At 46.7% G+C, this 10,000-nt stretch carries 13 protein-coding genes; 12 read left to right on the top strand and 1 reads right to left on the bottom strand.

Features of this window, described 5'->3' with window-relative positions:
* Window positions 1-117 precede the first annotated feature (117 nt).
* The 12 genes from nifE (at window position 118) to modD (ending at window position 9,317) form a co-directional block, all read left to right on the top strand.
* Window positions 118-1,572, top strand: coding sequence for a nitrogenase iron-molybdenum cofactor biosynthesis protein NifE (gene nifE, locus LDL18_RS03200; RefSeq protein WP_296506966.1), 1,455 nt, complete (start codon window positions 118-120; stop codon window positions 1,570-1,572).
* Window positions 1,569-2,939 (top strand): nitrogenase iron-molybdenum cofactor biosynthesis protein NifN, encoded by a 1,371-nt coding sequence (nifN, locus tag LDL18_RS03195; protein ID WP_296506965.1) that lies wholly within the window; start codon window positions 1,569-1,571, stop codon window positions 2,937-2,939. Before nifE ends, nifN begins: the two co-directional genes overlap by 4 nt.
* Window positions 2,932-3,426: a nitrogen fixation protein NifX gene (nifX, locus tag LDL18_RS03190; RefSeq protein ID WP_296506964.1), complete on the top strand. Its 495-nt coding sequence runs from the start codon at window positions 2,932-2,934 to the stop codon at window positions 3,424-3,426. The genes nifN and nifX overlap by 8 nt, the downstream gene beginning before the upstream one ends.
* A gap of 13 nt (window positions 3,427-3,439) precedes the next feature.
* Window positions 3,440-3,880, top strand: a complete 441-nt coding sequence (locus LDL18_RS03185) for a NifX-associated nitrogen fixation protein (protein WP_296506963.1) — start codon at window positions 3,440-3,442, stop codon at window positions 3,878-3,880.
* 36 nt (window positions 3,881-3,916) lie between these two features.
* Window positions 3,917-4,201 carry a ferredoxin III, nif-specific gene (gene fdxB / locus LDL18_RS03180; protein ID WP_296506962.1) on the top strand — a complete coding sequence of 95 codons (285 nt, stop codon included), beginning with the start codon at window positions 3,917-3,919 and terminating at the stop codon, window positions 4,199-4,201.
* Between the two features lie 15 nt (window positions 4,202-4,216).
* Complete coding sequence (locus LDL18_RS03175; RefSeq protein ID WP_296506961.1) at window positions 4,217-4,804, top strand: nitrogen fixation protein NifQ; 588 nt, start codon at window positions 4,217-4,219, stop codon at window positions 4,802-4,804.
* 175 nt (window positions 4,805-4,979) lie between these two features.
* On the top strand, window positions 4,980-5,303 hold the full coding sequence (locus LDL18_RS03170) for an iron-sulfur cluster assembly accessory protein (protein WP_296506960.1): 324 nt from the start codon (window positions 4,980-4,982) through the stop codon (window positions 5,301-5,303).
* A gap of 57 nt (window positions 5,304-5,360) precedes the next feature.
* Window positions 5,361-5,603, top strand: a complete 243-nt coding sequence (locus LDL18_RS03165; RefSeq protein WP_296506959.1) for a NifU family protein — start codon at window positions 5,361-5,363, stop codon at window positions 5,601-5,603.
* 23 nt (window positions 5,604-5,626) lie between these two features.
* A complete protein-coding gene (nifS, locus tag LDL18_RS03160; RefSeq protein ID WP_296506958.1) occupies window positions 5,627-6,784 on the top strand; it encodes a cysteine desulfurase NifS in 1,158 nt (385 codons plus the stop codon).
* Between the two features lie 56 nt (window positions 6,785-6,840).
* A complete protein-coding gene (nifV, locus tag LDL18_RS03155) occupies window positions 6,841-8,001 on the top strand; it encodes a homocitrate synthase (RefSeq protein WP_296506957.1) in 1,161 nt (386 codons plus the stop codon).
* Window positions 8,002-8,050: 49 nt separating this feature from the next.
* Entirely contained in the window at window positions 8,051-8,377 is a 327-nt protein-coding gene (gene nifW, locus LDL18_RS03150; protein ID WP_296506956.1) for a nitrogenase stabilizing/protective protein NifW, read from the top strand.
* 70 nt (window positions 8,378-8,447) lie between these two features.
* Window positions 8,448-9,317, top strand: a complete 870-nt coding sequence (gene modD / locus LDL18_RS03145) for a ModD protein (RefSeq protein ID WP_296506955.1) — start codon at window positions 8,448-8,450, stop codon at window positions 9,315-9,317.
* A 123-nt stretch (window positions 9,318-9,440) separates the two neighbouring features.
* Here modD and LDL18_RS03140 read toward each other — a convergent pair whose 3' ends face one another.
* Window positions 9,441-9,653 (bottom strand): TOBE domain-containing protein, encoded by a 213-nt coding sequence (locus LDL18_RS03140; protein ID WP_296506954.1) that lies wholly within the window; start codon window positions 9,651-9,653, stop codon window positions 9,441-9,443.
* Window positions 9,654-10,000: the final 347 nt, after the last annotated feature.

Below are 10,000 nucleotides of genomic sequence, written 5' to 3'. Positions count from 1 at the left end.
GCAACCGCCTCCAATGACACGGCCTATGCTTTCGAATTAACGCGCTAACCCCCAAGACGGACAGAAGCCGATCTGTCCGTCCCCCCTTTTCAGACCTTCCCTTTTCAGGAGCCATTGATGGATAACAGGTTAAAGGCAAAAGTAATCAGTCTGTTCAATGAACCGGCTTGTGCCAAAAATGTGGCCAAGGGGAAAAAAGAACGTCGGAAAGGCTGTGGCAAACCTTTAACACCGGGGGCAACCGCTGGCGGCTGTGCCTTTGATGGTTCCAAAATCGTCTTACAACCCATTACTGATGTCATCCATATTGTGCATGGCCCTTTGGCCTGCGAAGGCAATGGATGGGATAACCGCCAATCCGCCAGTTCTGGCTCTACCCTTTACCGGAATGGCATTACGACAGACCTGACCCAAATGGATATCATCATGGGAACGGGTGAAAAACGTCTATATAAGGCTATTCGTAATGCAGCCGAACGCTTCAATCCCCCTGCGATTTTTGTCTATGTCACCTGCGTTCCGGCCTTGATTGGCGACGATGTCGAAGCCGTCTGTAAACATGCCGCCCAAAAATTGAATATTCCGGTCATTCCCGTCAACTCACCGGGCTTTATTGGCACCAAAAATTTGGGCAATAAATTGGCGGGTGAAACGCTGTTCGATCACGTCATCGGCACAATGGAACCAGAACAAAGCAGCGATACCGATATCAATATTATTGGCGAATATAATCTGTCCGGCGAATTATGGCAGATCAAACCGCTTTTCGATCAATTAGGTATTCGGGTGCATAGCTGTATTACCGGAGATGCCCGCTATCGGGATATAGCCTCTGCCCACCGCTCCCGCGTGAATATGATGGTCTGCTCTGCGGCTCTCATCAATCTTGCCCGAAAAATGGAAGAAAAATGGGGCATTCCTTTCTTTGAAGGCTCTTTCTACGGAATCGAGGAGACTTCTCGCTCGCTTCGGAAGATTGCTGACCTTCTGGTCAAAGGGGGGGCTTCCGCTGATTTGATCGACAAAACAGAAGCCCTGATTGAAGCCGAAGAAAAACGCTGCTGGGAAAAATTGGAACCCTATCGCCAAAGATTACAGGGCAAACGGGTTTTTCTTTATACTGGCGGGGTAAAATCATGGTCAATCGTTTCGGCTTTGCAACAAACCGGTATCGAGATTGTAGGCACCTCTGTTCGGAAATCGACCGAAACCGATAAAGAAAAAATCAAAAAGCTAATGGGCAGTGATGCCCATATGATCGAAAAAATCCCACCGCGCGATATTTATAACCGCCTGAAAGCAGGCGAAGCCGATATCATGCTTTCGGGGGGACGCACCCAATTTATTGCTTTGAAAGCTAAAATCCCGTGGGTCGATATCAACCAAGAACGCCATAAAGCCTATGCTGGCTATAGCGGCCTTTTGGCTTTGGTTCAGGATATCGACTGCGCCCTTTCCAATCCGGTCTGGCAAGAAGTCAGACAACCTGCCCCTTGGGAGGAAGGCTGGGAAGCACCGGAAATAGACGACCTTTTTGATGACGATCATCTTTTTAACGAGAGGGCATCATGAGCATTGTTGTCGAAAACAAAAAACCGGAATCCATCAATCCACTAAAGGTCTCGCAGCCACTTGGAGCAGCTTTGGCCTTTCTTGGTATTGATAAGGCCATTCCCCTCTTTCATGGTTCCCAAGGCTGCACTTCTTTTGCGCTGGTTTTGGCCGTCCGGCATTTCAAAGAAGCCATACCACTACAAACCACCGCGATGAATGAAGTCTCGACTATTTTGGGTGGTCATAACCATCTGGAAGAGGCCATCCTCAATCTGACTGCCCGTGTTGATCCCCGTTTTATCGGCATTGCATCCACCGCCTTGGTTGAAACGCGGGGCGAAGATTATGTCGGTGCCTTAAAAGAAATCAAAGCGAAGAACCCCGATCTTGCCAATCGCCAAATCACCTTTGTTTCAACGCCTGATTATAACGGGGCTTTGGAAGATGGTTGGTCAAATGCGGTTACCGCGATTATCGACGATGTTGTCATTCCATGGAGCACCGCCGTCACCTCTTTCCAACAAATCAATGTCTTGACGGGGGTGCATCAGACCGCAGCCGATATTGAAGCACTTCGGGATATTATCGAAAGTTTCGGATTATATCCGGTTATTCTTCCCGATATTTCTTCATCCCTTGACGGTCATATTCCTGAAAACTGGATGACAACGACTATGGGCGGCACCCGCCTTGAAGAAGTTGCCCATATGGCACGTTCAGCGCATACGATCGCGATTGGCGAGCATATGCGAAAACCGGCTGAGTTATTGGAAAGTCTGACAGGTATCCCGACCAGCTTATTTCCTGATATAACTGGCCTATCCGCATCAGACCGATTGATGGCTTTGCTGTCTCGCATATCGGGAAAATCCATTCCGCAACGCTACCGGCGACAAAGAAGCCAATTGGTAGATGCTATGCTGGACGGTCATTTCTATTTTGGCGGGAAGAAAGTCGCCATTGCCGCCGACCCTGATTTATTGGTCAGCTTGAGCCATTTTTTTCACGGGATGGGCGCAAGGATTGAGGTCGCGGTTTCATCAACAAGCCATTCGCCCCATCTGAAAGACATTCCGACAGAAAAAGTTATCGTCGGTGACCTTATTGATTTTGAAGATGAGGTTCGTGACCATCCAGTTGATATGCTGGTAACCCATAGTCATGGCAGACAAGCGTCAGAACGGCTGGGTATTCCGTTATTTCGGGTTGGATTCCCGATTTTTGACCGGATCGGCAATGCCCATAATCTGACCTTGGGATATCAAGGCACCCAAAATTTAATCTTCCGAATTGCCAATCTGTTTTTGGAAAAAACACACCACCCGAAACCAGCTGATTTCGCTGACAACAGCGCAGATATTTTGAAGGAGCCGCTTTATGCCTGAACGTCGTCTGCAATTAGTTGAATCCCACGGGAAAGAGACTGTCTCAGGCAATACAGATGTCGCCCCGTTATTACGGATCGCGATTGCCACCAATGATATGAAATCTTTAAATGCCCATTTCGGCGGTGCTAATCGCTTTTCCATATGGGATGTAACTTCTGACGATGCTCATTTTGTCGAAGCCTTGGGTTTTCACAAAATCTCTGATCAAAGCGGTAGCCATCTAGAAGGCGAAGATACAATTACGCCCAAAGTCGAAGCCTTGGCCGATTGTAAACTACTTTTCATCCTTGCCATTGGGGGGCCCGCCGCCGCCAAGGTCGTGAATGCCGGTATTCACCCCGTCAAACTGCCGACAGAAGAATCTATCGCTTCGATTATCAAACGGGTGCAAGACATGATGAAGGGTAACCCGCCACCATGGTTAAGGAAGGCTATGGGGATGCCATCCCGTTCAATGGATTTTCTCGACGAAGATGACGACTAAGGGAGGCTGGGCGATGAGCGATCTAAACAGCCCTTTTATGCGGATGTTAATCACCCGTATTCGGGCAGAAGACAGCTTTGGTGCATGGGAAAACAAACAGGATACAGCGCTCCTTTCCGAATATATCGTCACCAAAGAGGAAAGACGCGCTATCCCAATCATCGGTGATCCTGATCCTGAAATTATTGATCGTATTGATTATTTCTATCAAGCGGTCGCTTTGGCCATTGAAGAAAAAAGCGGGCAGATGGCCGTCCCTATCCTGAAATTAAATCACGAAGGTTTCGGACGGTTATTCGTTATTGTGGGTCGATTGGTTGTCTTGGCAAAAAGCATGCGGGATGTTCATCGTTTCTGCTTTGAAGATATGGCTGCCCTTAATCAAGAAGGTTGTCGGGCTGTCGATAGCGCGATCGAGATCATCAAACAATTTCCTGAGGCAGCCGCCGCCTAGCAAGGCCGCTATCTCCCTTTTGCAAAGGAAAATGTCATGCCTTTTTATACGCGTGATGGCCGCGAATGGCAGCCTCAATATCTGATATCTATCAATCCTGAACTCTGCATTGGCTGTGGCCGCTGTTACAAAGTCTGCGGTCACAATGTCCTTGGCCTTTATGGCGTCGATGAAGATGGCCAATTGATCGACCCAGAAGAAGATGATGACGGCGATATTATCAAAACCGTCATGACTGTTCAGGATGAAGGTGCCTGTATCGGTTGCAGTGCTTGCGCCCGTGTTTGCCCTACCAAAAGCCAGATTCATGCCGCCGCTTGATAACGGGGAAATTCCATGTCCATCTATGATCGATTGATGTCACAACGAGGAAGTATATGCGATCAATTCGAAAGCCATATACTTGCCTCTATTATCGCCATCAGCTTGGAAGAGGCTCAAAAAGAAGAAACGCCCCTCTCGGAAAAGCTGGGTCATAGCGGTGCGATGATAACCGACATTATCGCCGATTATTTTCCCCATGCCACAGCCATATTTCAGCCTTATAGCGACGAAAAAGCACCCAAATGTGAAGAAGATGAAAATTATTTACGGGATTTGCTCTGTCGTAATACTAGTCAGGATTCCCGCTTTGAATATATCTTGGCTGGAATGATTGCCCGCCGTTCTATGGCACCCCATCACTTATGGCAGGATTTGGGATTAAGAAATCGTCGCGAGCTTGGCTGGCTCATGGAACGCTATTTCGAACCTTTGGCGCAAAAAAACACGAAAGACATGAAGTGGAAAAAATTCCTGTTCCGCCTCATCTGCCGTGATGACCATTATGGTCTATGCCCCGCCCCTATTTGCGAAGAATGTGACGATATAGACCATTGCTTCGGGGACGAAAAAGGCGAAAGCCTGTTAGCACATAGTCTTTAAATCTGGCTTTCTCGGCAGGTCAGATGAAAGATTGTTCAAAAGCCTACATTTTGTCCCATAGTCACAGTGCATAACCCGACATTTTCCTAAAAAAGAGCCAAAGGATAGCGGCTCTTTTATATGGCACAGTATTTGCTCCGATCTGTTGAGAAATGCCTCAATACAGGAAACGGCGATGCTTCATCTGACTGACAGTGCTTCTGATGCTATCCGCAAATCCATAACGGGAACAGACGATGCCTCCGTGCAAGCTATTCGTATCATGGTCGAAACAGGCGGTTGCGCCGGTTTGATATACCGGATGGCGTTGGCACGGAAAGCTGAAGTCGATGACATTATTGTCGAAGAAAAAGGCGTTAAAATTTTTGTCGAAGCAGAGTCCGCCCCTCTTTTGGAAGGGACAAAAATAGACTTCGTGACTAGCCTCGAAGAATCCGGATTTACTTTTGACAACCCGAATGCCGGTTCAAAATGCTCCTGCGGAAAATCATTTCACTAACAACCATCCGAAAGCGATTTTTTGCCGTCCCTCGATAGACAGGAAGGGGTTCCGAAAATGGATCTACAGCAGCATAAACAGGATATCGTTATAGCGATTGAGGAAATTCGACCGACGCTTAAACGCGATGGTGGCGACTGCGAATTTATCTGTATCGAAGATAACAAAGTTATCGTCCGTATGACAGGCAGTTGTATCCAATGCCAATTATCGACATTGACGGTGCATGGTATCCAGAAAACCCTGATTGATCGCATTGGTGTCCCGTTGCGGGTCATTCCCATGCCGCCCGGCCATTAAAAGCAGAAAAGGCGCTTTGGGAAATGAGGCTTGTCTATCTTGATAACAATGCAACGACCCGTGTTGATCCTGAAATTCTTTCGGCGATCATCCCTTATTTTGGCGAGTATTTCGGCAATCCGTCCTCTCTGCACGCATGGGGTCACAAGGCTAAAACCGCGCTTAGAATGGCAAGGCAGCAAGTCCAAAAACTGCTGAACGCCAAGGAAGAACAGGAAATCATTTTTACCAGCGGCGGGACAGAGGCCAATAATACAGCAATCTTATCGGCTGTGGCATCTAATCCCGAACGCAATGAAATCATCACAAGCAGAGTTGAGCATCCTGCTATTTTAAGTCTTTGCGCATGGCTCCAAAAATATCGGGATATCAAAATCCATTATATCGCGGTTGATAGCCAAGGATGCCTTGATATTGAGGCTTATCAGCGCGCGTTAAATCCCAAAACGGCGCTGGTCTCTTTCATGTATGCCAATAATGAGACAGGCACCCTCTTTCCGATAGAAATTTTAAGCCGGATGGCACATGAAGCCGGTAGCCTTTTTCATAGCGATGCCGTGCAAGCCATCGGTAAATTACCCGTTTCCTTGCATAATTCCGATATCGATATGTTGTCACTGTCGGGACATAAATTACATGCACCGAAGGGCGTTGGCGTTCTTTATCTGCGTCAGGGATTAAAGCTACAGCCTTTGATCCGAGGCGGTCATCAAGAAAGAGGCAGACGCGGCGGCACAGAAAATATCCCTGCGATTGTTGGATTAGGACTGGCCGCCGAAAAGGCCTTCAATACAGTTTCAAAAGACAATGCCGAAATAGCGGCTTTACGCGACAAATTGGAACAAGGCCTGTTAGCATTGGATAGCAAAGCCTCGATTCTGGGCGACAGAGAACATCGCTTGTCGAACACTCTCAATATCGCTTTTGAAAATAAAGACAGCGAAGCTCTTTTAACCTTTCTCAACCAATCCGGCATTGCTGCTTCTTCCGGTTCGGCCTGCGCCTCTGGCTCAATAGAGCCCTCCCATGTGTTGAGAGCCATGAGAGTGCCTTACCCATTTGCCCATGGCGCCCTTCGTTTTTCTTTCTCGCGAGAGAATAGCGAAGAAGATGTCAGCTATGTCCTAGAGCAAATGAATAAAATTTTAAAAGACCCCCGATCAAATAGAGATATATTATAATAATATTTAATAATAAATTATATAAAAATAACTAATAGAAACAGAAGGTGGTTGTTATGCCTGCAAAAAGTGACAAACATCTCATCATTAACGACACGACATTGCGCGATGGAGAGCAGGCTCCGGGTGTTGCCTTTACGCTATCCGAGAAGTTACATATTGCCAAAGCCTTGGATGAGGCGGGCGTTGATGAAATCGAAGCCGGTATTCCCGCTATGGGGGCTAGCGAAATCGAAGCCATCCGCCAAATTGACCAACAGAGCGAAACAGCACGGGTCATTCCTTGGTGTCGGATGAAAATTGCCGATGTGGATAAGGCCTTGGAAACAGGTGCCAAGACCGTCCATCTTTCTATTTCTTCATCGCCTTTTCAAATGGCAGCCAAATTTCCCGATCTGTCGGCAGTGGATATATTGGAACTCTGCCAAAAGGTTATCAGCTATGCCAAAGATCACGGATTAGAAGTCTCTGTCGGTGCAGAGGATGCCAGCCGAACAGAAATATCTTTTTTAACCGATTTACTGGGCGTGATTGAAGAAGCGGGTGCCTTCAGAATCCGCTTTGCCGATACATTGGGGATTCTTGACCCTTTTGCGACCTATGAAATTATCACCCAACTTCATCAAATAAGCCCGCTTGATATCGAATTTCACGGCCATGACGATCTGGGACTAGCCACCGCCAACAGTCTCGCTGCGATCAAAGCCGGAGCCAAAGGGGCTAGTGTCACGGTTCTCGGTTTGGGAGAACGCGCAGGCAATGCCTCACTCGAACAGGTGGCGATAGCTGCCAGCCATATCGCAGGCAAAGAAACGCGGATTCGTCCCGAAAAACTCTATAATCTAGCGCAATATGTTGCCCAAGCGGCAGGTCGAACCATTCCACCGGATAAAGCCATTGTTGGGGAATCTGTTTTTCAACATGAATCCGGCATTCATGTGGCAGGCCTTTTGCGCAATCCGGCAAGTTATGAAGCCTTCAATCCCGAAAAGCTGGGAAGACAGCGTGAAATCGTTTTGGGAAAACATTCGGGACGGGCGGCTATCCGTCATGCGCTCTCTTTATTGGGCATCAAAGCGCAGGAAGACATGATCCAGAATCTGTTGGCTGCGGTCAAAATGCAAGCGAGCCATCAAAAACGTTCCATTGGATTATCGGAAATTGCCTTGATTCATCAACATTTTAGCCATGCCCAGCCCAGCACTGACCTGCGATAAACTGTTTTTTAACAGGGATTTTGCCCGTCCATAACGTCAAGGAATGATTATGTCTTTTACTGACACATTGCGCCAATTATCGTCTGCTGAAGATTTTTTCTCGGCGTTGGATGTTGAGTATGATCCTCGGATATTAAATGTCGCCCGATTGCATATTTTGCGGAAAATGTCGCTTTATCTTGAAGAGGATAAGGGTGATCCAACGGATGAAGCCGAAGAAAAACAGAGATATCAGCATTATCTCGCGCAAGCCTATAATGATTTTGTCGATTCTTCACCGATAAAAGAGCGGCTTTTCAAGGTGCATCAAGATGCCGTCAAACCGGTCAAACTACCGATGGTCAAGCTGACTTCACTGACAATGCCGCCAGAATAAAAATTCTTCTGCTTTGCCTTCTAGATTGCCGAAAAAATCTATTCATACCTTAAGAGACAGAAGAAAAATCATGTCGAACTCGCCTTTTCCTGCGCCCCATTTTTTACCAATTTCGGCTGGTTTGATAGAAAATTTATGGATGGAAGATGCCGGTTATGGCGATTTAACAACCCGATCCTTGGGCATCCAAGATCACCCCGCCCATATCACCTTTACGGCGCGGGATGACCAGATCGCGAGCGGCGTTGAAGAAGCCGCCGCTATTTTAAAGCAACTGGGGGCATCCATAGATTATGCGATACCTTCTGGTAGTCGTGCCTTATCCGGCATGTTACTCTTAGAGGCGAAAGCCTCGGCAGGCCAACTTCATTTGGGTTGGAAATCTGCCCAGAGTTTGATGGAATGGAGTGCAGGCATCGCCACCATGACCCATAAGATGGTGACTTTGGCCAAAAAGATATCTCCTTTAGCCGTCGTTGGCTGCACTCGCAAAGCCCCTCCTTTAACCCGCCCCTTAGCCGTCAAAGCTGTATTGGCAGGCGGCGGAGTTATGCACCGGATCAATCTTTCAGAAACGCTGCTGGTTTTTGCCGAGCATCTGACATTTATGAATTTCGATATTGGTAAAGCGATCGGGCGGTTAAAACAGAATATGCCAGAAAGAAAAATCACGGTAGAGGTTGAAACCATAGAACAGGCTTTAACCGTCGCTCAATTTTCGCCCGATATCTTGCAACTGGAAAAATTTACGCCCCAACAGCTTCATCATTTACAAGAAAGATTGAAATTTTTTGACCATATTCCATCACTCGCCGCTGCTGGAGGCATCAATCCAGAAAATATAGCCGATTATATAGAGGCTGGCGCTGATATTATTGTCACCTCTACCCCCTATTATGCCAAACCCTGTGATGTGCAGGTGAAATTGGAAGCGGCTTAAATCCGCCTATCTGGAAAAAATAACCAGACATAAAATCGCTGGCCTTCCATATAAAATCGGCTCTGTTGCCGCCGTTTTTTGGAAGATATGCCAGCCCTCTCAAAGAAGGCTGGCACAGCTTTATTATGCTTCGATCCCGACCATAATATCGGATGCTTTGATGACGGCGACAGCCGACTTACCTTCTTCCAATTTCAGGTCTTCTACGGCTTCATTGGTGATAGAGGCCATCAGTGTGGTTCCGGCGGCATCCAAGGTAATATGGGAAGTGGTGGCGCCCTTGGCAATTTTGATTATTTTGCCTTTAATCTGGTTTCTGGCACTTAATTTCAACATGGAATTTCCTAAAAAATATATTGTTCTATATCCGTAAAAATATACAATAAATTTTAAATTATTCCACATTTATTTTAATAAAATTCCAAAATTTAAGTTTTAAAAAGAATTTTAAAATAAATAATTCGCTATTGGCTAATGCTCTTTTTCTAAAAAATAGAATAGGATTTCGTTCTCTTGTCATAAAGGAAAACGAGACCCTTTTTATGACATAAGGCGGCTTATTTTAGAAAAATCAACAATCAGGACAAAAAATCACTCTGTCTTTTTATCTCGTGGGACAAAGCCCAATTTCAGACGAGCAAAATAGGGAATAATACCCCTGCCCTCATGCCAATAGGAGGCGA

Source organism: Zymomonas sp. (assembly GCF_020216885.1).
Lineage (GTDB): Bacteria > Pseudomonadota > Alphaproteobacteria > Sphingomonadales > Sphingomonadaceae > Zymomonas.
The sequence above is the reverse complement of the archived record's forward strand: the minus strand, read 5'-3'. Positions and strand labels throughout refer to the sequence as shown.

What these genes read in the sequence shown, in the direction of transcription:
- nifE (WP_296506966.1), top strand. Translation starts at nt 118, where the DNA reads ATGGATAACAGGTTAAAGGCAAAAGTAATCAGTCTGTTCAATGAACCG.
- nifN (WP_296506965.1), top strand. Translation starts at nt 1,569, where the DNA reads ATGAGCATTGTTGTCGAAAACAAAAAACCGGAATCCATCAATCCACTA.
- nifX (WP_296506964.1), top strand. Translation starts at nt 2,932, where the DNA reads ATGCCTGAACGTCGTCTGCAATTAGTTGAATCCCACGGGAAAGAGACT.
- LDL18_RS03185 (WP_296506963.1), top strand. Translation starts at nt 3,440, where the DNA reads ATGAGCGATCTAAACAGCCCTTTTATGCGGATGTTAATCACCCGTATT.
- fdxB (WP_296506962.1), top strand. Translation starts at nt 3,917, where the DNA reads ATGCCTTTTTATACGCGTGATGGCCGCGAATGGCAGCCTCAATATCTG.
- LDL18_RS03175 (WP_296506961.1), top strand. Translation starts at nt 4,217, where the DNA reads ATGTCCATCTATGATCGATTGATGTCACAACGAGGAAGTATATGCGAT.
- LDL18_RS03170 (WP_296506960.1), top strand. Translation starts at nt 4,980, where the DNA reads ATGCTTCATCTGACTGACAGTGCTTCTGATGCTATCCGCAAATCCATA.
- LDL18_RS03165 (WP_296506959.1), top strand. Translation starts at nt 5,361, where the DNA reads ATGGATCTACAGCAGCATAAACAGGATATCGTTATAGCGATTGAGGAA.
- nifS (WP_296506958.1), top strand. Translation starts at nt 5,627, where the DNA reads ATGAGGCTTGTCTATCTTGATAACAATGCAACGACCCGTGTTGATCCT.
- nifV (WP_296506957.1), top strand. Translation starts at nt 6,841, where the DNA reads ATGCCTGCAAAAAGTGACAAACATCTCATCATTAACGACACGACATTG.
- nifW (WP_296506956.1), top strand. Translation starts at nt 8,051, where the DNA reads ATGTCTTTTACTGACACATTGCGCCAATTATCGTCTGCTGAAGATTTT.
- modD (WP_296506955.1), top strand. Translation starts at nt 8,448, where the DNA reads ATGTCGAACTCGCCTTTTCCTGCGCCCCATTTTTTACCAATTTCGGCT.
- LDL18_RS03140 (WP_296506954.1), bottom strand. Translation starts at nt 9,653, where the DNA reads ATGTTGAAATTAAGTGCCAGAAACCAGATTAAAGGCAAAATAATCAAA.